Origin of the sequence: Citrobacter sp. KTE30, assembly GCF_000398825.1 — a bacterium.
Classification (GTDB): domain Bacteria; phylum Pseudomonadota; class Gammaproteobacteria; order Enterobacterales; family Enterobacteriaceae; genus Citrobacter; species Citrobacter freundii.
The window spans coordinates 3213218-3236854 of the sequence record NZ_KB976055.1; the positions used below are offsets into that span (position 1 = coordinate 3213218).

Here is a 23637-nt window from a genome sequence, read left to right on the forward strand (position 1 = left end):
TACAACCCCGAAGTCAAAACACACAGCCTAAGCGGTATCTTCCTTGCGCGACTGATGTGGCTCAATAAGAATTGTCGGATTGGCCGTAAATTTGTAAAGAAATATAAATCCCACGCATTAGTCCATGAGATGCGACGACTGCAAATAGTTCAACAATAGCACCGTTTTACCGTCACGGATCTCACCCGTTTTGATCATTTCCAGCGCCTGTGTGAACGGCAGTTCCAGAACTTCAATGTCTTCATCTTCCACACCGCCACCAGCGTTTGCTCGCTGGCTGTCACTGTATTGTGCAATGAAGAAGTGGATTATTTCCGTCACGCCGCCCGGCGACATGTATAACTCAAACAGTTTGCGCACTTCGCCCACTTCAAAGCCGGTCTCTTCAATGGCCTCTTTGCGAATGCACGCTTCCGGTTCGTCGTTATCCAACAGCCCGGCGCAGGTTTCAATCAGTTGACCATCTTCATTACCGTTGACCCAGGTGGCAACGCGGAACTGGCGAATTAAGACCACCGTTTTCTTCTCCGGGTTATACAGCAGGATTGTGGCACCGTTACCGCGATCGTAAACCTCGCGTTTATGACGAATCACCTCCCCAGTGCTACGGATCAGGTCATAGGTGATATTGCGCAGGATGAAGTAGTTATCGGAGAGGACTTTATCTTTGATGAGGGTAATTTTTTGCGACATACCGGCTCCACAGCAAGAAGTGAGAAATAATACTACGCCGTGAAACCGGGTTTGTCTTGGAACAATGTAGGCCTGATAAGCAAAGCGCCATCAGGCATTCATGCGGCACATTGCCGGATAACAACGCTAACGCGTCTTATCCGGCCTGGACGCCGATTAGTGAGATTTGACTGATTTTACGCCCAGCCAGTCGACGATCCCCTGGGCGGCGTGCCGCCCCTCCGCCATGGCCGTCACCACCAGGTCCGCACCGCGTACCGCGTCGCCACCGGCAAAGATTTTCGGGTTACTGGTTTGGTAACGGTATGCGCTTTCAACATCGGCGGCAATGCGCCCCCAGTTATCGACCTTAACGCCATGCGACTCCAGCCACGGCATGCCGTGTGGGTGAAAACCAAACGCCATGATCACCGCATCTGCGGGCATCACAAACTCACTCCCGGCGATGGGAACCGGGCGACGACGCCCTTGCGCATCAGGTTCGCCAAGTTGGGTACGTAAGAAACGCACGCCGCTGACTCGCCCATCGGCATGCAACACCAGCTCAACCGGCTGGACGTTAAACTCGAAGTTTGCCCCCTCTTCCCGGGCGTTCTTCACCTCTTTTTTCGAACCCGGCATGTTGGCTTCATCACGACGATAGGCGCAGGTCACCTGGCTTGCACCGTGGCGCAGCGCGGTACGTACACAGTCCATGGCCGTATCGCCTCCGCCCAGAACCACCACGTTCAGTCCGGCGGTATCGATAAACGGTTCTTCAGGCAACTCATCCAGCCCCATCACCTGCTTGGTGTTGGCAATCAGGAACGGCAGCGCATCATATACGCCTGGCGCGTCTTCATTTGGCAGGTCCGCCTTCATGGAACGATAGGTTCCCACCCCCACGAACACGGCATCGTAATCCTCCAGCAACTTTTCAAGTGCGACGTCTTTACCCACTTCACAGTTAAGTTCGAAATGAATCCCCATAGCGCTGAAGATTTCACGGCGACGCGTCAGCAGCGATTTGTCCAGTTTGAAGGCCGGAATACCGAACGTCAGCAAACCGCCAATTTCAGGATGGCGATCGTAAACGGTGGCACTGATACCGCTACGCGCCAGCACATCCGCGCAGGCCAGACCCGCCGGACCCGCGCCGATAATGGCAACACGCTTGTCCACTTTCTGCACATGGCTTAAGTCCGGTCGCCACCCTTTACTCAGCGCCCGATCGGAGATGTAACGCTCAATATTACCGATGGTGACTGCGCCATGCTCATTACGCACCGTGCATGCCCCTTCGCAGAGTCGATCCTGCGGGCATACACGCCCGGTCACCTCCGGTAAGCAGTTGGTTTGATGTGAAAGCTCAACCGCGGCATCGATATTTCCGGCTTTGACCAGCTCAATCCACTGCGGAATGTGGTTATGCAACGGACAGGTCCATTCACAAATACTGTGGTCGCCGCATTTCAGGCAGCGAGAGGCTTCCCGCTCCGCCTGCGCCGTACGAAACGGCAGATAGATCTCTTCAAAGCTGGTTTTCCGGGCCTCAATCGCCAGTTTATCCGGTTCACCACGCGCAGGCGTCGCCTGCATTTGCTCACGTTTGGTGATGACATGTGGAACAAAATCGGTAGTGCTGGCGTGCCATGGCTGGCTTTCCAGACTTGCGGTACGCAGCCTGCGCGCTTTTGACAGACCGGTAAGCGAGTTTTCCGTCACCAACTGTAACGCCTGCGCCGGGCAGTTCTCTACGCAGGCGGGCCCCTGTTCACGCCCCTGGCACAGATCGCATTTGTGCGCGGTGGCTTTCACCTTCCCTTTGGCGACAGGAGTGAGTACGATCTGCATCGTGCCGAAAGGACAGGCAACGACGCACGATTTACAGCCAATGCACTTTTGCGGGTTCACCTGAACGCTGTCGTTATCATGGTTAATTGCCCCATTTGGGCAACTTCTGGCGCAGGGTGCATCTTCGCAGTGGTGACAGGTCACCGCGCTGCGCTGCTGCTGATGTTTAATGACGGTAATTCGGGGCTGAAAATGCCGTTGGCTCAGGACATGCTGTTCGCCATTGTGAGCCATGACGCAGGCGACCTCACAGGCATGGCATCCCAGGCACTGCTGGCTATTGACCATAATAAAACGATTCATGGCTTCCTTCTTTTTTGGTTGCAAAAACCTTATTCTTTATAAGAGTGTTATTAACCGACACGGAAGGAAGCGGCAATGTTCATTTGCCCAGGAAGCACAACTATTTATGCAGAACCTGTGGCAGATCAATTTATTTCATCGCATATGAAATTGTGTTTCAGTTACCATCCAGTTTCATGGCGTTTTATTAACCTTTATCAAATACACCGCATCGTTCACGCTGTTTTCAGGCGCGACGTGTATTGTGTGAGGATGCACAAGTGACGGTAAAGCGTCCGGTCTCGGCCAGTCTGGCTAAAGCTTTTTTCTACATAGTGCTGCTGTCAATTCTCTCAACAGGTATTGCGCTGCTCACGCTGACCAGCAGCTTGCGAGATGCCGAAGCCATCAACGTTGCTGGCTCATTGCGCATGCAAAGCTACCGTCTGGGTTACGATCTGCAAAGCCAGAGCTCGCAGCTTAACGCCCACCGCCAGCTTTTCCAGCAGGCGCTAAACGCACCGGCATTACAGAATCTGAATGCGTGGTATGTGCCACAAGCGGTAAAAAGCCGCTATGGACGTCTGCATGCTAACTGGCTGGAAATGAATGCCCGCCTGATCGACGGCGATTTAAAATGGTACCAGGCCAATATCAACAACTACGTCGATCAAATCGATCTCTTCGTGCTGGCGTTGCAACATTATGCCGAGCGTAAAGTCATGCTGGTATTTGGTATCTCGCTGGCGGGCGGGATCGGCATATTCACCCTCGTCTTCTTTACCCTGCGGCGCATTCGCCAGCAGGTGGTGCGTCCGCTGAATAAACTGGTGATGGCCAGTCAGCAAATTGAACACGGTCAGTTTAATATCCCACCGCTGGATACCGGTTTGCCCAATGAGCTGGGGTTGCTGGGCAAAACGTTTAGCCAGATGTCGAGTGAATTACACAAGCTGTATCGCTCGCTGGAAGCGTCTGTTGCCGAGAAAACTCACGATCTCCATGAAGCCAATCGCCGTCTGGAGGTGTTGTATCAGTGCTCCCAGGCGTTAAATACCAGCCAGATTGACGTGCACTGCTTCCGCCATATTTTACAGATCGTCCGCGAACATGACGCCGCGTATTTCCTTGAGCTCACCGTCGGTGATAACTGGCGGATTAGCGAAGGGACTAAAAGCCTGGAGCTGCCGATGCAGATCCTGCCGGTCACTATGCAGGAAACCGTCTACGGCGAACTGCACTGGCAAAGTCCAAACGTCAATGCTTCTATTCCACTGCTTAACAGCGTTTCCTCAATGCTGGGACGCGGGTTGTACTTCAACCAGGCACAAAAACATTTTCAGCAACTGTTGTTAATGGAGGAGCGAGCGACGATTGCACGCGAACTGCACGACTCACTGGCACAGGTGCTCTCTTATTTACGCATTCAGTTGACGCTGCTGAAGCGGTCAATTCCGGAAGATAACGCCCCAGCGCAAAGCATCATGGCGGATTTCTCCCAGGCGCTGAACGATGCCTACCGCCAGCTACGCGAACTGCTCACCACCTTCCGTCTGACCTTACAACAGGCAGACTTACCCTCCGCCCTGCATGAAATGCTGGAAACTCTGCAAAATCAAACCTCAGCTAAACTCACACTCGACTGTCGGTTACCCACGCTGGCGTTGGATGCGCAAATGCAAGTGCACCTGTTGCAGATCATCCGCGAAGCGGTGCTGAACGCCATTAAGCATGCCAGTGCGAGCGAAATTGCCGTCAGTTGCGTAACGGCTCCGGACGGCAACCACACGGTTTATATCCGCGATAACGGCATCGGCATTGGCGAGCCGCATGAGCCTACAGGGCACTATGGACTAAATATTATGCGTGAGCGGGCGGAAAGACTAAGCGGCACGTTGACCTTCTCTCAACCTTCCGGAGGAGGAACATTGGTAAGCATCAGTTTCCGTTCGGCTGAATCAGACAGTGATCTAACGTAAAGAACCGCAAAGCGCCGTCGGATCTGGATCCAGGCCTGAGGGCGTTGGCACGAAAGGTATGCTGTAAACGGGCATGATAATTTACATTATCTTCTTTTTTTCTCCACGTTTGACCCGTACCTTGCCGCTAAAGTGAAGCAAGCCATACCCATAACGATACGCAGAAACACGAGGTCCTCTTTTAATGGCGAATTTTTTCATCGATCGCCCCATTTTTGCCTGGGTGTTAGCTATCCTGTTGTGCCTGACAGGAGCCCTGGCTATTTTTTCACTGCCCGTTGAGCAATATCCCGATCTGGCGCCGCCAAACGTACGGGTCACCGCCAACTATCCTGGCGCCTCGGCTCAGACTCTGGAAAACACCGTCACCCAGGTGATCGAGCAGAACATGACTGGTCTCGATAACCTGATGTACATGTCGTCGCAGAGCAGCGGGACAGGCCAGGCGTCAGTTACGCTGAGCTTTGTCGCCGGAACCGATCCTGATGAGGCCGTCCAGCAGGTGCAAAACCAGCTGCAATCGGCAATGCGTAAACTGCCGCAGGCGGTACAGGATCAGGGGGTCACGGTGCGTAAGACCGGGGACACCAATATTCTGACAATCGCCTTTGTCTCCACCGATGGCTCAATGGATAAGCAGGACATCGCCGACTATGTCGCCAGTAACATTCAGGATCCGCTCAGCCGTATTAACGGCGTGGGGGATATTGACGCTTACGGCTCACAGTACTCCATGCGTATCTGGCTTGACCCGGCCAAACTGAACAGTTTCCAGATGACCGCTAAAGATGTGACCGACGCTATCGAGTCACAGAATGCGCAGATTGCGGTCGGACAACTTGGCGGTACGCCTTCGGTGGACAAGCAGGCGCTGAACGCGACGATCAACGCCCAGTCGCTACTGCAGACTCCGGATGAATTCCGCGCCATTACTCTACGTGTCAACCAGGATGGCTCAGAAGTTAAACTGGGCGATGTGGCAACGGTCGAAATGGGGGCCGAGAAGTACGACTACCTCAGCCGGTTTAACGGCAACCCGGCTTCCGGTCTGGGCGTGAAACTGGCCTCCGGCGCCAATGAAATGGCAACGGCAGAGCTGGTGCTCAACCGCCTTGACGAACTGTCACAGTATTTTCCACATGGGCTGGAATATAAGGTGGCATATGAAACCACCTCCTTTGTCAAAGCCTCAATCATCGACGTGGTAAAAACCCTGCTGGAAGCGATCGCGCTGGTATTCCTCGTGATGTACCTGTTCCTGCAAAACTTCCGCGCCACGCTGATTCCCACCATCGCCGTTCCCGTCGTCCTGATGGGTACCTTCTCCGTGCTTTACGCCTTTGGCTATAGCGTTAACACCTTGACGATGTTTGCGATGGTGCTGGCGATCGGCCTGCTGGTCGATGACGCCATTGTGGTAGTGGAAAACGTCGAGCGTATTATGAGTGAGGAAGGGCTCACACCGCGGGAAGCGACGCGGAAATCGATGGGGCAAATCCAGGGCGCGCTGGTTGGTATTGCCATGGTGCTGTCGGCGGTGTTTATCCCGATGGCCTTCTTCGGCGGCACTACCGGAGCTATTTACCGCCAGTTCTCGATTACTATCGTCTCCGCAATGGTGCTGTCTGTTCTGGTGGCGATGATCCTCACTCCTGCTCTGTGCGCCACCCTGCTCAAACCGCTGCATAAGGGCGAGCATCACGGACAAACCGGTTTCTTCGGCTGGTTTAACCGAATGTTTAATCGCAACGCCGAGCGCTACGAAAAAGGCGTCGCCAAAATTTTGCACCGCAGCCTGCGCTGGATACTGATCTACGGCCTGCTGCTCGGCGGAATGGTTTTCCTGTTCCTGCGCCTGCCAACCTCCTTCCTGCCGCTGGAAGACCGCGGCATGTTTACCACCTCGGTACAGCTGCCCAGCGGCTCCACACAGCAGCAAACATTGAAAGTGGTTGAGGAAGTAGAGAAGTATTACTTCACCCATGAGAAAGACAACATTATGTCGGTCTTTTCTACGGTCGGTTCAGGCCCTGGCGGGAACGGTCAAAACGTGGCGCGTATGTTTGTCCGTTTAAAAGACTGGGATGAGCGCGACACCACCACCGGAACCTCTTTCGCCATCATTGAACGTGCGACCAAAGCTTTTAATAAGATTAAAGAAGCCCGCGTCTTCGCCAGTAGCCCTCCGGCTATCAGTGGCCTCGGAAGCTCTGCCGGTTTCGATATGGAGCTGCAGGATCACGCTGGTGCGGGGCATGACGCGTTAATGGCCGCGCGCGACAAGCTGATTGAGCTGGCCGGGAAGGATTCTTCCCTGACCCGCGTTCGTCATAACGGTCTGGACGACAGCCCGCAGTTGCAAATTGATATCGATCAGCGCAAAGCCCAGGCACTGGGCGTTTCCATCGACGACATCAACGATACATTGCAAACGGCCTGGGGTTCCAGCTACGTCAATGACTTTATGGACCGCGGTCGCGTGAAGAAGGTTTACGTACAGGCGGCAGCAAAATATCGCATGCTCCCTGACGACATCAATTTGTGGTACGTCCGTAATAACAACGGTGGCATGGTGCCTTTCTCGGCCTTTGCCACGTCGCGCTGGGAAACCGGTTCACCGCGTCTGGAACGCTACAACGGCTACTCCGCGGTCGAGATTGTCGGAGAAGCCGCGCCCGGCGTCAGTACCGGTACAGCGATGGACATAATGGAATCGCTGGTGCGCCAGTTGCCGACCGGATTCGGCCTCGAATGGACTGCGATGTCTTATCAGGAACGGCTGTCGGGTTCTCAGGCCCCCGCCCTGTACGCCATTTCTCTGCTGGTGGTATTCCTGTGTCTGGCGGCCCTGTATGAAAGCTGGTCAGTTCCCTTCTCCGTCATGCTGGTTGTGCCGCTGGGGGTCATTGGTGCTCTGCTGGCGACCTGGATGCGCGGTCTGGAAAACGACGTGTACTTCCAGGTCGGGTTACTTACCGTTATCGGGCTATCGGCGAAGAACGCAATCTTGATTGTTGAATTCGCCAATGAGATGAACGAGAAAGGACACGATCTGCTCGATGCCACGCTCCACGCCTGTCGCCAGCGCTTGCGTCCGATTCTGATGACCTCGCTGGCGTTTATCTTTGGGGTTCTGCCGATGACCATCAGCAGTGGCGCAGGTTCTGGCGGTCAACATGCGGTGGGGACAGGCGTAATGGGTGGAATGATTTCAGCCACTATCCTGGCGATTTACTTCGTGCCCCTGTTCTTTGTGCTGGTACGCAGACGCTTCCCGTTGAAACCGCGCCCGGAATAATCGGGCACAAAAAAGGCGACTTACGTTGAGTCGCCTTTTTTTATCCTTTACAGGATATGAATTTCTTCCAGAAAATTATTTACGAAGCATCACTTCGATAAAGTCTTTCCAGTTCCCCAGTTCACGTTCAATCATAACAACCTCTCTTATTATTATGAGCATTCTACAAAATCATCATCATCAAAAGAAGAACATTTAACCGATGGTTGTGATTACATCCTCCCTTGTTTGGGGTTTATGTGATCACTATGCGCCATACCCATAAATTTTATGTGACTTACTGCAATATTTTGAAATATTCATACATCATCTACTACTTTTGCAATTCTGATGGAAAAACAGGCTGATGCAAACAGGCAGATTCTGATTTTTAGTTATACGGTATTTTTGGAGCTTTCAGGAATCATTATTCACTGTTGTTCAACAATGTTATATTTTTCTATAACGATTGAATGACAATATGTATTATTCATTGCCACATAATAAAAGAATAAATATTCAAATTACGTCAATAAGGATTCAAATGATCACCCTCTACGGCATTAAGAATTGCGACACGATTAAAAAAGCCAGACGCTGGTTGGAAGCACAAGGTATTGACTATCGCTTTCATGATTATCGCGTCGACGGTCTTGACAATACGCTATTACAGTCCTTTATCAGCGAATTAGGTTGGGAAGCGCTGCTCAATACACGTGGAACCACCTGGCGTAAACTCGATGAATCCACGCGCAGTCAAATCACCGATGCGGCTTCCGCCGCCGCATTGATGATTGAAATGCCAGCAATTATCAAACGCCCATTGCTCTGCGCGCCGGGTAAGCCTATGCTGCTTGGTTTCAGTGAATCCAGTTATACTCTGTTTTTTAATGAGGTGTAGTCTATGTCGTGCCCGGTTATTGAGCTGACACAGCAGCTTATTCGCCGTCCTTCCCTGAGCCCGGATGATGCCGGGTGCCAGGCGTTAATGATTGAACGCCTGCGCGCGGTAGGTTTTACCGTTGAGCGTATGGATTTTGGTGACACACAGAATTTTTGGGCATGGCGCGGTAAAGGTGAGACCCTGGCATTTGCCGGTCACACCGACGTAGTGCCCGCCGGCGATGTCGATCGTTGGATCAATCCACCGTTCGAACCGACCATTCGCGATGGCATGCTGTTCGGGCGTGGCGCTGCCGATATGAAAGGCTCACTGGCAGCGATGGTCGTGGCCGCAGAGCGTTTTGTCGCCCAGCATCCAAACCATCAGGGTCGTCTGGCATTTTTGATAACGTCCGACGAAGAAGCCAGCGCCAAAAACGGCACCGTAAAGGTGGTTGAAGCACTGATGGCGCGTAATGAGCGACTGGATTATTGTCTGGTTGGCGAGCCGTCCAGCACGGAAATCGTTGGCGACGTGGTCAAGAATGGACGTCGTGGTTCACTGACCTGCAACCTGACCATTCATGGCGTGCAGGGGCACGTAGCCTATCCGCATCTGGCCGATAACCCGGTACACCGCGCGGCGCCAATGCTCAACGAACTGGTGGCGATTGAGTGGGACCAGGGTAACGAGTTTTTCCCGGCGACCAGCATGCAGATTGCCAATATTCAGGCAGGTACCGGCAGCAACAACGTTATCCCCGGAGAACTGTTTATCCAGTTCAACTTCCGTTTCAGCACTGAGCTGACCGATGAGATGATTAAAGCACGGGTTCACGCGCTGCTGGAGAAACATCAGTTGCGCTATACCGTCGATTGGTGGCTTTCCGGTCAGCCGTTCCTGACTGAACGCGGTAAACTGGTGGATGCAGTAGTGAACGCCATTGAGCACTATAATGAAATTAAACCGCAGTTACTGACTACAGGCGGGACGTCCGACGGGCGCTTTATTGCCCGCATGGGGGCACAGGTAGTCGAACTTGGGCCGGTCAACGCCACTATTCATAAAATAAATGAATGTGTTAATGCCGCCGACCTGCAGCTGCTTGCCCGTATGTATCAACGTATCATGGAGCAACTCGTCGCCTGATGAGTGTTCCTGCAAGAGGAAAAATACATGGACTGGCTAGCAAAATATTGGTGGATTCTGGTGTTGGTGTTTCTGGTAGGCGTGCTGCTTAACGTTATCAAAGATCTCAAGCGCGTCGATCCAAAGAAATATCTGGCCAACAAACCGGAGCTTCCCCCACATCGTGACTTTAACGATAAATGGGATGACGACGACGATTGGCCGAACAAGGATCAACCGAAGAAATAATTTCCAGGCCGATAAGTCACGTAGGCCCGGTAAGCGTTAGCGCCACCGGGCGTTAAGTGCCGGATGGCAACGCTTCGCGTTTTATCCGGCCTACGGTTATCAATCAGATCATCTCAATCACATCATCATCGTGAGGCTTACCACCGCTCAGCGCTTCATCAAAATAGTGCTTCGGTACGGTAAAACGCAGATGATCGAGCGCAAACTGCATGCTGCGTTCATCAATGGCGTGCCCCAGATTTTCGACGATATCCAGCGTCACATCCCCACCCGCAGCAATTAATGCCTCCTGCGCGGCAACGGCATGGGAGAGCTCTATCACCCGGTCTTCACCACCGTGAATCAAATGCACCGTCGTTGCGGTAGTTGCAACCTCCGGTAAGGTGGCATAGCGACCATTGAAGGCAATGACCCGCGACGCCAGCCCCGGCTCGGCTTTGATGCTCTCAAGCGACATAATCGAACCCTGAGAAAAACCAATCAGCGCGGTGGCCTGCGGTGAAACACCGCTTTGTTTCTGCCAGTAGCGCACGGTTTCGATAAACACCGGCATAATCGCGTCGATACGCGCCTGGCGGTTCTCTTCCGTTACGCCCTGTACCGAAAACCACTGACGTCCGGAAGTCGTACCGTAAGGCTCTGCCCCGCCAATGCTGACGATTAACGCATCCGGAAACAGCGGCGCAAACCAGGAGCCAATTTCACCCATGGCAACCGGGTTATCGCCGACGCCATGAAACAGCAGCAGTAGCTGTTGAGCGGGTTTATCGGGACTTTGAACAACAAAATGGTCATGTTTCATGGCGATCTCCTTAACTGATGAGAATCATTCTACGCCGCTTAACCGCAATGACCATGCCAGGAAATTGAAGATGTTAGTGAAAAAATTGCCATTGCATAATGCGATTATGTAGCCGCTGTTCACGTTCAGCATCCAGCTGATTTAACGCTTGTGCCACTTCGGCGCGCTGAACGACCAGCAGCGCTTTACGACCTGAGATCTTCAGCTGTTGGCACAATTCGGCGTCGCTGCGTTTAGCCTGTATACATCCGCGCAATGCCGGAAGAGGTAATTCACTGTGCTCAAGCAGACGACTCAGACAGCCCAGCGACGTCAATAATGGCCGATGCGCGAAGGCAAACCCAGCCAGCTCAGCCCAGTCATCCTCATTAAGCGTAGTCTCTTTCAGCGGGACCAGCGGAATGCTCTCACCGTTCCATCGCGCAAGGATTTCCGCGTCACGCCGCAAATGCTGGTGCTCCCGCTCGGCAAGGCGTTTCCCCGCTTCGCTGATGGGCAGCAACGCCATGGCGGTATAACAGCCGCTGCTGGCTTCCCGGTGATTCCCCATTCGCACCAGCACAAAACCGCAGCGCTGCCAGAAACGCCATAGTTCAGCCGTATACCCAAAACTGACCGAGAGATAGTCACACGATGTGGAATAGTGGTGGGCCAGCACAATCAGCTGTTGCCCAATACCTTCTCTTTGGCGCGCAGGATGAACCGCAATTCGACTGACTCGTCTCCCGACGAGCGTCGCCGCCAACGGGTCACCACCGTGCGCCGCCAGCGACTGCGCAACCAAATTCCCCCTCGGTCGACGATATCCGGCCCAGACGGCCTGGCTTAATTCTGCGGATAGTCCCCCTTCATCGACCAGCCAGACAGCACCCGCCACTGAGTCAGCGGTTGATGCCTGAAGAAAATGCTGACCAGGCGCGTCCATCATTCGCCGCAGGTCTAATGGCGAGGTGCGATAATGCGCTCCGGAAAGCAACTGGTATACCGCTAACGGCAGCGCCGGGCTAGCATCCCAGGACTGTTGCTCAAATGCCGAGAAGTGAAGCTCCCCCAATGGGGCATGCGTGAACGTTTCATCATCAAACACCAGCGCATCGCTGACAATTTGCTCCAGCGGACATCCCTGCGCCCAGCGTACGGGTTGTTGCAACTCATAGCGTCGAAGATTAGGGAAGCGGGCGCAAAATTTCAGCAAGAAGCCTCTACCCGTTCCCTCGTAGCCTTGTACTGTAGTGGTTAACAGCGTACGAGGAAAACGCGCCACCAGTTGGTGTAGCAGCGGCGCGGGGATCGCGGCGGCTTCATCCACAATCAGCCAGTCTGCGGTTTCAGAACTGCTTAATAGTGCATCCGGCGCCATAAAGCGGTAACGCTCTGCGGCAAATTGTGCCAGCACATCCGTTGCAGCTTTGGCAGGTGCGGTCACAATCGCAGTGCCGTTAATCCGCGCTATGAGTTGCCCTGCCAGAGCGGATTTGCCCCGACCCCGTGCGGCCGTCACCGCAACCACACCGGGAGGCATAGCCAGCAAATGATTTAATATCATCGCCTGTTCTGGTTGGGGTTCGCCAGTTGCCGCAAGCCAGGCTGCGCGAGCAGGAAAGTGCGGACAGGAAACCGGCTGATGCTGCTGCCAGTGCAGAGCCTGTCTATCGAGGGAAATCACCCGTTTGACGTGCTCAACAAAGTGCGGTGTGGGAATGGGCTCAGCACAATCGCTCCAGCGTAGTGAATCCACGTCCGGATGCGTGTGCCAGGAATGCCAGGGTGGGGTCAGCAAAACCAGCCAACTGCCGGCAAGCAGTGTACCGCTTAAGGCGGCAAACGCCGCAGCGTCAAATCCCTGCCCGGCGTCGAAAACTGCATGACGAAACTCACGCCCCAGTAACGTTTGCAGCGCCTGTGGCGTACAGTTCGCTTCAGCAGGGGCATTCACCCCTACCCACAACCAGTCGCCGGGTAATATGTCGCGTAGCGCTAACGCCTGCCCCTGACACCAGTTCTCCTCGCCGCTGATAATCAGCAAACGACGGATCCCCTCACGAGCCATCTGTTCGGTTAACGCGTTCAGCGCCGTGTTATCGGACATCCCTGCCTCTGTATCTTAAATACCTTTACCAAAGGTATTACATTGTCCCGGATCGCCGCTATCAAAACCGCGTTTGAACCAGGTAAAACGCTGTTCAGAGGTTCCGTGAGTAAAGCTGTCCGGTACGACGCGTCCTTGTCCCTGCTGTTGCAGACGATCGTCACCAATGGCCTGTGCGGCGTTTAGTGCCTCTTCCAGGTCACCAGACTCCAGCACGCCCTGCTGCTGCATGCTATGGCCCCAGACACCGGCAAAGCAGTCCGCCTGCAGTTCCATACGAACGGAAAGACGGTTCACCTCAGCTTGTGAGGCGTTTTGTTGCATCTGGCGAACTTTTGGTTCAATACCCAGCAGTTTCTGCACGTGGTGACCCACTTCATGGGCGATAACATAGCCCTGCGCAAAATCACCATCAGCGCCCAGCTTGTTTTTCATGTCATCATAGAATGAAAGGTCGATATATACCGTACCATCTGCCGGACAATAAAACGGCCCCATCACGGACTGGCCCGCGCCGCAGCCGGTGCGCGTCGCACCCCGGTACATCACCAGCTTCGGCTGTTGGTAGGTGCGGCCCATTTTTTCAAACTGCTGTCCCCAGGTATCTTCTGTTGTAGCCAGAATCACCGAGGTAAATTTTGCCGCTTCATCATCGTTTGGGCTGATGGAGCGTGATGATTGTTGTTGGGAGACCGGCTGGCCGGTCATTAATCCGGTGAGATCCACGCCATAATAACCCGCCACCAGCACCACAATCAGCAGGATGATACCGCCTTTACCACTGGGCAGACGAAAACCAGGCCCACCCATAGAGGGGCCGCCGCCAGAACTGTTTCGTCTGTCTTCCACGTTGTCACTTTCACGACGCCCTTGCCAGCGCATAATCACCTCAACTTTTTATTCATTATGATGATGATCGTAGGCGGTTCGGAACAGGATTACCATAAGAAATAGTAATCAAATCAGGTGGGGTTAATGAGCCGGAGAGCGATCGCCGGCTCAGGGGAAGATTAGTCTAACTTCACACCCAGGCGATGCGCGACGGCTTCATAGGCTTCGATCAGGCCGCCCAGACTCTGGCGGAAGCGATCTTTGTCCATTTTATCCAGCGTTTCTTTGTCCCACAGGCGGCTACCGTCCGGTGAGAATTCATCACCCAGGACGACTTCACCTTTATACAAACCAAACTCAAGTTTGAAGTCGACCAGAATCAGACCAGCATCATCAAACATCTTTTTCAGCACGTCGTTAGCTTTGTAGGTCAGCTCTTTCATACGTGCCAGATTCTCTTTGCTCACCCAACCAAAAGTTTCGCAATAGGAATCGTTAATCATTGGATCGTGCATAGCATCGTTTTTCAGGAACAGATCAAACAGCGGCGGATTCAGTTCAATACCTTCCTCAACGCCTAAACGCTTAACCAGAGAGCCTGCCGCGCGGTTACGTACCACACATTCAACCGGTACCATATCCAGCTTTTTCACCAGACATTCGGTATCAGAAAGCAGTCGCTCCATCTGGGTAGGAATACCCGCTTCTTGCAGTTTAGTCATAATGAAATGGTTGAATTTGTTGTTCACCATGCCTTTACGGTCAAACTGTTCAATGCGCGCGCCATCCCCTGCTGACGTATCATTGCGGAATTCGAGCACCAACAGGTCCGGGTTTTCCGTGCTGTATACGGTCTTCGCTTTACCACGATACAACTCAGCTTGCTTTTGCATCTTTATTACTCCTGGGTGTGAATTAACGATAAATATTGCGTTTTTCTGCCGACGCACACGTTTGCGTATCATATCAGAAAAAAAGGGCTGGAGTTATCCAGCCCTTTATTTTTACTTACTGAACGCTGCCTGGAAGACAGCGACCAGCGCGTCGTTCTGGCTTTGCGTCAGGGTATGCCCCTTCGGATCGATAAACTGCAAGCTACTGCGGTTGTCTAAATCACCGACCTGCAGTTTATAGTCGCCGGATACCAGACCTGGGTCACTTGCGCCCAGCTCCTGCCAGCTGCTATCAGACAGAGGTTTGTAGGTCACCGCGATGCTACCCTGAGAACGGGTGCTGTCGGTTACCTTCATCCCCACTTTCTCAAGCGCTGCTGGCAAACGCTGCCACACCACGTTGAACGGCCCGCGTACCACCAGCATTGGTAAACCGGTGTCATCGGCTGCGCTCTGAACATCCATGGTGGCTGCAGAGCGGTTCTGCGCGGCATTCGCGGCGTCGGTGGCGTTCTTATCCAGACCAGCAGAGATAACGTTCATCATCTCAGCGCTGTAACGCTGCATTGATGCCGCATCGGCTACGGGTTTACCCGCCTGCTCGAGGTTAATCAGTTTCACCGTTACCGCTTGCTGATAGCCCTGCGGTTTAACCGAGATTTGATAACGTCCACGGTACTGCTCGTCTTCATCCAGACGGTTCCAGTCAACCCAGTCGGTGGTCAGCGTCTGGCTGGCATCATCACGTTTGGTGATCGTGTAGTTTTTAGACTGAATGACGCTCACGACCTGCGGCCACAGCGTGTTGCCACGACCATTTTCCACCAGCAACGTTGAGGTATCGCCTGCGATTTGCGTGCGAGCGCCAGTGACTAACGCTAACGGCTGAGCCGGTGGACGAATATCCAGCGCTTTACCCACGGCACCACTGCCGTTGGTTACCGGGATATTATAGTCGCCCGACATAACCGGCAAAATCATCCCAGCTGGAGCATGAAGCTCAGCAAGCGGTGCGGCCTCCAGATAGGATTCATCACCGCTCACCTGGCGCTTATAGCGCGAGTCAGAGCTACAGGCCGCGAGCAACATAACAAGCGAAACACCCGCAACCTTGGCCAGGCGCGACTTTTGTACTGAGTAAGCCATCAAATCTCCCTAAACTTTACAGCAAACCGGCATGCTTAAGTGCCGCTTTGACGATTTCACGAGCATTGTCCGTGATTGGCGTCATCGGCAGACGTAGCGTATCGGTCGCCACAAGTCCCAATTCCTTACACGCCCATTTCACGGGAATAGGATTGGGTTCGACAAATAGTTTGTTGTGTAACGGCATCAGACGCTGGTTAATCACCCGCGCCTCGGCAAATTGCCCGGCTGCCGCCAGTTTGCACATTTCAGCCATATCACGTGCCGCAACGTTAGACGTTACGGAAATCACGCCATGACCACCGAGCTGCATAAAATCCAGTCCGGTCGCGTCATCACCGCTGAGCAGAATAAAGTCGTCCGAAACCAGCTCTTTGATCTGGTGAACGCGACTTAAGTTCCCCGTGGCCTCTTTAATAGCGATAATATTTTTAACTTTCGCCAGACGACCAACGGTTTCCGGCAGCATATCGCAGCCAGTACGGGACGGCACATTATACAGAATTTGCGGCAGGTCAGTATGCTCAGCGATGGCTTTGAAATGCTGGAACAAACCTTCCTGGGTTGGGCGGTTGTAGTAAGGCGTCACCGTCAGGCAGCCAACAACACCGCTGTCGTTGAAACGCTGCGTCAGACTAATGGCTTCCGCGGTCGCATTGGCGCCGGTTCCGGCAATAACCGGAATACGCCCGTCAGCCAGCTCCAGCGTCATCATCACCACATCGCCATGTTCATCATGACTCAGGGTGGCGGACTCACCGGTGGTGCCAACAGAAACGATCGCCGAGGTGCCGCTGGCGACATGATAATCAATCAGTTTTTTCAGGCTCGACCGGCAGACTTTACCTTTCTCATCCATCGGCGTAACAAGCGCGACAATACTTCCCGTGAACATGGGCCATCCTCTGTGCAAACAAGTGTCTCAATGGTACGTTTGGTACGACAATAAAAGCAAGCGACCAGAGCCGTTCTGATTGTTGTATGCATGTTTTTTTTATGCTTTCCTTATGATTACCTCACCGCTCAAAGGAAGAACAGGTTTGACATCGTCATCGCAACACTATCTGGTTATTACTGCGCTGGGTGCCGACCGCCCAGGAATTGTGAACACCATCACACGTCATGTCAGCAGTTGCGGCTGTAATATCGAAGACAGCCGACTGGCCATGCTGGGTGATGAGTTCACGTTTATCATGTTGCTGTCGGGCACCTGGAATGCCATCACCCTGATTGAATCAACCCTGCCATTAAAAGGCGCAGAGCTGGATTTACTCATTGTGATGAAGCGCACGACCGCGCGCCCTCGTCCGGCGATGCCTGCTACGGTATGGGTGCAGGTCGATGTCCCTGATTCTCCCCATTTGATTGAACGCTTCACCGCACTGTTTGACAGCCACCAAATGAATATTGCGGAATTGGTTTCACGCACGCAACCGGCTGAGAATGGAAAGGCGGCGCAGTTGTTTATTCAAATTACCGCACATAGTCCTGCGTCACATGATTCGGCAAATATTGAAGATGCGTTTAAAGCACTCTGTACAGAACTCAATGCGCAAGGCAGTATTAACGTCGTCAATTACTCACAGCATGATGAACAGGATGGAGTTAAGTAATGAACCCACTGAAAGCCGGTGATATCGCACCGAAATTTAGCTTGCCGGATCAAGACGGAGAACAAGTAAATTTAACCGACTTCCAGGGACAGCGTGTTCTGGTTTATTTTTACCCGAAAGCCATGACACCCGGCTGTACCGTACAGGCCTGCGGCTTGCGCGATAACATGGATGAGTTAAAAAAAGCTGGTGTTGAAGTGCTGGGGATCAGCACCGACAAACCAGAGAAGCTTTCCCGATTCGCGGAGAAAGAAGTCCTGAATTTCACGCTCCTGTCCGATGAAGATCATCAGGTTTGCGAGCAGTTCGGCGTCTGGGGTGAGAAATCATTTATGGGCAAAACCTACGATGGCATCCACCGCATCAGCTTCCTGATTGATGCCGAAGGCAAAATTGAGCACGTGTTCGATGACTTCAAAACCAGCAATCACCACGACGTGGTACTGAACTGGCTGAAAGAGAACGCCTGATTTACGTTTTGCTGGAAAAAGCCTGATGGCGCTTCGCTTATCAGGCCTACGCAGCTTATTAATATTGCGAAACTTGTAGGCCGGGTAAGGCGTAGCCGCCACCCGGCATAAACGTAAATCTGTACTTTTCAGGCTGACATCCGCATAAGCGTTTATTCAAACGTCCCTTTTACGCTGGCTTTCTTCTCTCTGACCACGGCTTTTCCCTTCGCCCAAAGGTGATTAACCTCCAACGCATCGTTAAGCACCAGAATGTCCGCATCGCATCCCACCGCCAGGCGCCCCTTATGTTCGAGCCCCAAAAATTCTGCAACCGTACTCGTCAGCGGACAGAGCGCCTGTTCCAGCGGTATGGCATGAACTTTCACCAACTGGCGCACCGTTTCAGCCAGTGATTCAAACCCCGCGACACCGATACCGATGAGATTACCTAACTCATCAAATTCCGGCTGGCTGCCGTTGCCATCCGAGCTAAGCGTAATGCGCGACAGTGGCACGTTCTGCCGCAGCGCCGTGGCGATAGCCGTGGCGGGGTCGACGGGCTCCTCAATGCTGCTGGTAATGTCGATATAACCGCCTTTACGGGCATACTCCAGCGCCGCCTGGAACAACGGTTCCGCACGGTTAACGTGTGTCGGCAACAGTTTAGTAATCGGCACATCGCAGCAGTTGAGGATCTGGTACAACGGTTCCAGCATGCGCGGGCTATCGCCCATATGGAATACACTGATCCCCGGTTTGCGTCCTAACAATCCACCGACGCGCGACTGCGCTGCCATGTTTGCCAGCACCGAGGTATCTGGGGCTGAGGAACGATGGTCCGAAATCGCACATTTCACGCCAATGATTTTATCGATCAGCGCCACGTCACGATCGATGCTGCCGGTGATCGTCGGGGAAGGCAGAGAATACGCCCCAGTAAGCATCCATGCGCTGATGCCTTCAAACTCCAGCGCGCGGGTTTTTGCCAGCAGCGATTCCGGATGACGGGTAATGCCATCGGTACCCAGCAAACCGACTACCGAAGTTACACCAGCTTCAACCAGGCGTGACAATCGTACTTCCGGCGTGCGGGTATGCGGCCCTGCTTCCCCGCCGCCGCCAATCAGATGGACGTGTTGATCGATAAATCCTGGGCACACAATCGCGCCGTCAAGATTGATACACTCGCAACCGGGAAAGTCTTCAGGAGAAATTGACGGGGCGATGGCAACAATTTTACTGCCGGAGACCAGTATATCCTGTCGCCCTAAATCTTCCGGTGCGTACACGTGTCCCTGCTGGAACAACGTCAAATTAAGAATTGAACAGTTCATAACCTTCCTTGTCAGGCAATTACCTGCATAACCCAAATAGAGAGCAGCGCATTAATGACGCATACCGCAATAATCAGCGGGTAGTAACGGGGATGGACCCCCGCAGTTCCCAGGCAGCGTCCCACATTTTGCACCGGATTGCCCATCAGGTAGATTGCCGGTAGCAATACAGTCGCATCATGTCCCGAAAGCGTACCAGCAACAACCAGACTGGCACAAACGCCGACGCCGCCTCCCATACTCATCACCGCCGCCAGCAGCACGGTGGCAGATTCCCCCGGTAGCCCCCACAACGCCATCACCGGTTCGCACACCCGCCCGACAATCTCGAGCAATCCCGTCACCTTCAGCGCCTGAATAATCACAAACGCCATCACCACGTTAGGTAACAGGCTGGTTGTAGCAATTGTAAACCCGCGCCGCGCGCCATCGATAAACATATCCATGACGTTTTTACGTACCTGCGTTGTCATCTCAGACCTCCTGCTGCAGACGGCGATTTTCCAGCTGCGCAATCCACAAACGCAGCAGGTTCGCACCCACAAATTTGAAGACAAGGATAACCGCCAGCGGCGTAATCACCGGAACGGTAACCACCGTAAACAGCGCAGCACCAGAGGAAAAATAGTTGGTAATACACGCGCTGCCGCTGGTTTGCCAGCAGGCAAAAATGGCACGCTCCTGTTCAGTAATAATGCCCTCTTCCGCCATCTCTTTGGTCATCCCGGCCGCGGCATCGGTATTTTGCAAATTAGCAATTAGCGCCAGCGAACAAACTCCCGGAATACCGAGTAACGGGCGCAGGACCGGCGTCATCAGCTGTTGTGCCGCACGTAAACCACCTAGCCCTTCGGTGACGGAAATAATCCCGAGTGAAAGAATGACGGAAGGTGCCAGCTCAAGCGCGAATAAGAAGCCGTCTTTGGCTCCCATCCCTCCAGAGCCGCGAAAAGAGACCGCCGTATCGCCTGCGGCATTAATCTGCCCAAACGCGCCGTTGAGGACGGTGAAGTCAAAGACCCGCCACCATTCGGTACTTTTCGCAAACATGCCGGAAAAAAGGATAATCGTAATAAAAAAAGCGAGATAACCGCCCCATCCCACCTTTTGCTGCGTGTGTGTGTTGTGACCCATTTTGTTCTCCTGTTGGTCTTATTCCTTGCGTGACAGAAAGACATCACGCAGGTCAAGTTAAAGACAAATGCGGAGAAAAACGACAGCAGAAGAGATTATTCAGAAAGTGTGGATAGAGGTCAGACAAGTTCGGATCCGGCGACATGATATCGCCGGATCTTGCAGATTAGGGTTCGTCAACGACCTGACCATCCGGCCAGGCGTGCATTACCGCTTTGATTAACGTCGCCAGAGGGATCGCAAAGAATACGCCCCAGAATCCCCACAGACCGCCGAAAATCACCACGGAGAGAATAATCACCAGTGGATGCAGATTGACCGCCTCGGAGAACAGCACGGGAACCAGCAGATTGCCGTCCAGCGCCTGGATAATCAGGTACACGGCAAAACAGCTCCAGAACTCGGTGCCAAGCCCGAACTGAAACAGCGCCACGCCAACTACCGGAATCGTCACCACAAAAGCGCCGATATACGGGATCAGCACAGAGAACCCTACCAGCACCGCCAGCAGCAGCGAATAGTTGAGACCAAACAGCAGGAAGCCGAGCCAGGTCGCCACGCCGACCACCACCATTTCCAGCACCTTTCCGCGGATATAGTTGGTGATTTGCTGGTTCATCTCTTTCCACACCTGCCCCGCCAGCCCACGATTACGCGGCAGCACCCGGCGCACGGCGTTCAGCATCTGTCCTTTATCTTTGATCAGGAAGAACACCATCAACGGGACGAGAACCAGATAGACCGCCAGGGTCAGCAATCCAACCAGTGAGGCTAACGAATATTTCACCACCGAATCGCCCATGGTGAGCATTCGCGAGCGCATATTTTCCGCCATCGCATCAATGATGCCCGCATCCATCAGCGCCGGATAACGTCTTGGCAAGGTGGCGGCAAAATCAGACAATTTATTAAGCATGCCGGGCATGTCGCGGATCAGATAAATACCCTGCTGCCACGCAACGGGCATCACCACAAAGGCCATCAGCAGCAAAATACCGACAAACACCACCAGCACAATCGATGTCGCCCAACGCCGTGAACACCCAATATGTTCCAGCCGCACAGTCGGCCATTCAAGCAGGTACGCCAGCACTATGGCGACCAGTAGCGGCGCCAGAAGACCGCTAAAAAAGAACAGGATGCCAAAACCGGCAACCAGAATAATCAGCAGGGCGATGGCTTCGGGGTCGCTAAAGCGGCGACGATACCATTGCATCAACATTTCGAGCATAAAACCCTTCCATGAACCCAATAGCGGGATTGCGATCCCGAATTGTATCGAAATGTCACAAAAAAGACTTCGCTTTTTATGGCTGATTACGCAAAGTGAAAAGACATTTTTCCTGGGTGTTCATCGTCAGCTTTCGCAGTTACACTCCGTAAGCTTGCGGAGTGTGAACGATACTTCACAGCATTGGTCAAATGGCTATCTCAAAAAAGAATACAGGACAGAGGTTATGTTCAGGCAGTTGAAAAAAAACCTGGTTGCTACCCTCATTGCCGCACTGACTATCGGTCAGGTTGCGCCCGCATTTGCTGATACTGCGGACACCCTGCCTGATATGGGAACGTCGGCAGGCAGTACGCTTTCCATAGGACAGGAAATGCAGATGGGCGATTATTACGTACGCCAACTGCGCGGCAGTGCGCCATTAATTAATGATCCATTGCTCACCCAATACATTAATGCGCTGGGGATGCGTCTGGTCTCGCACGCCGACTCGGTAAAAACACCCTTCACATTCTTTTTGATCAACAACGATGAAATCAACGCCTTTGCTTTCTTTGGCGGCAACGTTGTCTTGCACTCCGCGCTGTTCCGCTATTCCGACAACGAAAGCCAGTTAGCATCGGTTATGGCACACGAAATTTCCCACGTCACACAACGTCACCTGGCGCGTGCAATGGAAGATCAGAAACGCAGTGCGCCGCTAACGTGGGTAGGTGCGCTAGGTTCAATTTTATTAGCGATGGCTAGCCCGCAGGCGGGTATGGCGGCGCTGACCGGTACGCTGGCGGGTACACGTCAGGGGATGATTAGCTTTACGCAACAAAATGAACAGGAAGCAGACCGCATCGGTATTCAGGTGCTGCAACGCTCGGGATTCGATCCCCAGGCCATGCCGACGTTCCTCGAAAAACTGCTCGATCAGGCCCGTTACTCTTCGCGTCCGCCGGAAATTTTGCTGACTCACCCCCTGCCTGAAAGCCGCCTGTCGGATGCCCGTAACCGCGCCAACCAGATGCGTCCGGTGGTCGTCCAGTCGTCAGAAGATTTTTATCTGGCTAAGGCACGAACCTTGGGCATGTACAACTCTGGTCGTAACCAGTTGACCGATGACCTGCTGAGTAACTGGTCGAAAGGCAACGTACGTGAGCAACGTGCGGCACAATATGGCCGGGCATTGCAGGCGATGGAAGCCAGCAAATATGACGAGGCGCGTAAAGCGCTGCAACCGCTGCTGGCAGCAGACGCGAACAATGCCTGGTATCTCGACCTGGCAACGGATATCGATCTCGGCCAGAAGAAAACCAGTGATGCCATTAACCGCCTGAAAAACGCCCGCGACCTGCGCACTAACCCGGTACTGCAGCTCAACCTGGCGAATGCGTATTTACAGGGTGGGCAAGCCAAAGAGGCGGCAACCATCCTGAATCGCTATACGTTTAACCATAAGGACGACCCTAACGGCTGGGATCTGTTAGCGCAAACGGAAGCCAACCTGAACAACCGCGATCAGGAGCTGGCGGCGCGGGCGGAGGGGTATGCCCTCGCCGGACGTCTGGATCAGGCGATTTCGATGCTCAGCAGCGCAAGCTCTCAGGTGAAACTGGGTAGCCAGCAGCAGGCCAGATACGATGCCCGTATCGACCAGCTACGCCAGCTGCAAGAACGCTTTAAACCCTACACGAAGATGTAATTATCGAACCCTTGCCGGATGGCGACGCTGTAGCGTCTTATCCGGCCTACGTCAGACGCGATATGTAGGCCGGATAAGGTCTTTTGGCCGCCATCCGG

Annotated in this window: 21 protein-coding genes; 8 read left to right on the forward strand and 13 right to left on the reverse strand. The window is 53.4% G+C overall.

All coding sequences use genetic code 11. The features are described 5' to 3' along the window. Positions 1-117 precede the first annotated feature (117 nt). Both nudK and aegA read right to left on the reverse strand, forming a co-directional pair. Positions 118-693, reverse strand: a complete 576-nt coding sequence (gene nudK / locus WC1_RS07695; protein ID WP_016150742.1) for a GDP-mannose pyrophosphatase NudK — start codon at positions 691-693, stop codon at positions 118-120. Positions 694-849: 156 nt separating this feature from the next. Next, a complete protein-coding gene (gene aegA / locus WC1_RS07690) occupies positions 850-2829 on the reverse strand; it encodes a formate-dependent uric acid utilization protein AegA (protein ID WP_016150743.1) in 1980 nt (659 codons plus the stop codon). Between the two features lie 260 nt (positions 2830-3089). Here aegA and narQ point away from each other — a divergent pair, with 260 nt between their 5' ends. Then, positions 3090-4787, forward strand: coding sequence for a nitrate/nitrite two-component system sensor histidine kinase NarQ (gene narQ / locus WC1_RS07685; RefSeq protein ID WP_016150744.1), 1698 nt, complete (start codon positions 3090-3092; stop codon positions 4785-4787). A 184-nt stretch (positions 4788-4971) separates the two neighbouring features. After that, positions 4972-8085: a multidrug efflux RND transporter permease AcrD gene (gene acrD / locus WC1_RS07680; RefSeq protein ID WP_016150745.1), complete on the forward strand. Its 3114-nt coding sequence runs from the start codon at positions 4972-4974 to the stop codon at positions 8083-8085. A 75-nt stretch (positions 8086-8160) separates the two neighbouring features. On the opposite strand, the gene ypfM is transcribed toward acrD, so the two are convergent. Then, positions 8161-8220: a protein YpfM gene (gene ypfM, locus WC1_RS24760; protein WP_001386977.1), complete on the reverse strand. Its 60-nt coding sequence runs from the start codon at positions 8218-8220 to the stop codon at positions 8161-8163. 388 nt (positions 8221-8608) lie between these two features. On the opposite strand from ypfM, the gene WC1_RS07675 reads away from it, so the two are divergent. From WC1_RS07675 to WC1_RS07665, 3 genes are read left to right on the forward strand one after another with little or no spacing between them, the layout of a single operon-like run. Beyond that, positions 8609-8965, forward strand: coding sequence for an ArsC family reductase (locus tag WC1_RS07675; protein WP_003835078.1), 357 nt, complete (start codon positions 8609-8611; stop codon positions 8963-8965). 3 nt (positions 8966-8968) lie between these two features. Beyond that, positions 8969-10096 (forward strand): succinyl-diaminopimelate desuccinylase, encoded by a 1128-nt coding sequence (dapE, locus tag WC1_RS07670; RefSeq protein WP_003037976.1) that lies wholly within the window; start codon positions 8969-8971, stop codon positions 10094-10096. A 27-nt stretch (positions 10097-10123) separates the two neighbouring features. Further along, positions 10124-10324, forward strand: a complete 201-nt coding sequence (locus tag WC1_RS07665) for a membrane protein (RefSeq protein WP_003037974.1) — start codon at positions 10124-10126, stop codon at positions 10322-10324. Between the two features lie 103 nt (positions 10325-10427). Here WC1_RS07665 and ypfH read toward each other — a convergent pair whose 3' ends face one another. From ypfH to dapA, 6 genes are all read right to left on the reverse strand, one after another. Continuing rightward, a complete protein-coding gene (gene ypfH, locus WC1_RS07660; RefSeq protein ID WP_003037972.1) occupies positions 10428-11126 on the reverse strand; it encodes an esterase in 699 nt (232 codons plus the stop codon). Positions 11127-11199: 73 nt separating this feature from the next. Continuing rightward, on the reverse strand, positions 11200-13215 hold the full coding sequence (locus WC1_RS07655) for a tRNA(Met) cytidine acetyltransferase TmcA (RefSeq protein WP_016150746.1): 2016 nt from the start codon (positions 13213-13215) through the stop codon (positions 11200-11202). A 15-nt stretch (positions 13216-13230) separates the two neighbouring features. Beyond that, complete coding sequence (locus WC1_RS07650; protein ID WP_003037967.1) at positions 13231-14097, reverse strand: KPN_02809 family neutral zinc metallopeptidase; 867 nt, start codon at positions 14095-14097, stop codon at positions 13231-13233. A 128-nt stretch (positions 14098-14225) separates the two neighbouring features. Further along, positions 14226-14939 (reverse strand): phosphoribosylaminoimidazolesuccinocarboxamide synthase, encoded by a 714-nt coding sequence (purC, locus tag WC1_RS07645; RefSeq protein WP_003037964.1) that lies wholly within the window; start codon positions 14937-14939, stop codon positions 14226-14228. A 111-nt stretch (positions 14940-15050) separates the two neighbouring features. Then, positions 15051-16085 carry an outer membrane protein assembly factor BamC gene (bamC, locus tag WC1_RS07640; RefSeq protein ID WP_003037961.1) on the reverse strand — a complete coding sequence of 345 codons (1035 nt, stop codon included), beginning with the start codon at positions 16083-16085 and terminating at the stop codon, positions 15051-15053. Positions 16086-16101: 16 nt separating this feature from the next. After that, the gene (gene dapA, locus WC1_RS07635) at positions 16102-16980 is read right to left on the reverse strand and encodes a 4-hydroxy-tetrahydrodipicolinate synthase (RefSeq protein WP_003037957.1); all 879 of its coding nucleotides are present in this window, start codon (positions 16978-16980) and stop codon (positions 16102-16104) included. A gap of 145 nt (positions 16981-17125) precedes the next feature. On the opposite strand from dapA, the gene WC1_RS07630 reads away from it, so the two are divergent. Together WC1_RS07630 and bcp are read left to right on the forward strand one after the other, a co-directional pair. After that, entirely contained in the window at positions 17126-17698 is a 573-nt protein-coding gene (locus tag WC1_RS07630; RefSeq protein ID WP_003037954.1) for a glycine cleavage system transcriptional repressor, read from the forward strand. Next, on the forward strand, positions 17698-18168 hold the full coding sequence (gene bcp, locus WC1_RS07625; protein WP_003037951.1) for a thioredoxin-dependent thiol peroxidase: 471 nt from the start codon (positions 17698-17700) through the stop codon (positions 18166-18168). Before WC1_RS07630 ends, bcp begins: the two co-directional genes overlap by 1 nt. 152 nt (positions 18169-18320) lie before the next feature. Here bcp and iadA read toward each other — a convergent pair whose 3' ends face one another. The 4 genes from iadA to WC1_RS07605 all read right to left on the reverse strand — a co-directional run bounded on the left by iadA (position 18321) and on the right by WC1_RS07605 (position 21849). Beyond that, entirely contained in the window at positions 18321-19484 is a 1164-nt protein-coding gene (iadA, locus tag WC1_RS07620; RefSeq protein ID WP_016150747.1) for a beta-aspartyl-peptidase, read from the reverse strand. A gap of 11 nt (positions 19485-19495) precedes the next feature. Further along, positions 19496-19957, reverse strand: a complete 462-nt coding sequence (locus tag WC1_RS07615) for a YjiG family protein (protein WP_003037948.1) — start codon at positions 19955-19957, stop codon at positions 19496-19498. Between the two features lies 1 nt (position 19958). Next, the gene (locus WC1_RS07610; protein ID WP_003847228.1) at positions 19959-20618 is read right to left on the reverse strand and encodes a nucleoside recognition domain-containing protein; all 660 of its coding nucleotides are present in this window, start codon (positions 20616-20618) and stop codon (positions 19959-19961) included. A gap of 166 nt (positions 20619-20784) precedes the next feature. After that, entirely contained in the window at positions 20785-21849 is a 1065-nt protein-coding gene (locus WC1_RS07605; RefSeq protein WP_003037941.1) for an AI-2E family transporter, read from the reverse strand. Positions 21850-22075: 226 nt separating this feature from the next. Here WC1_RS07605 and bepA point away from each other — a divergent pair, with 226 nt between their 5' ends. After that, positions 22076-23539 carry a beta-barrel assembly-enhancing protease gene (bepA, locus tag WC1_RS07600; RefSeq protein WP_003037939.1) on the forward strand — a complete coding sequence of 488 codons (1464 nt, stop codon included), beginning with the start codon at positions 22076-22078 and terminating at the stop codon, positions 23537-23539. Positions 23540-23637 lie beyond the last annotated feature (98 nt).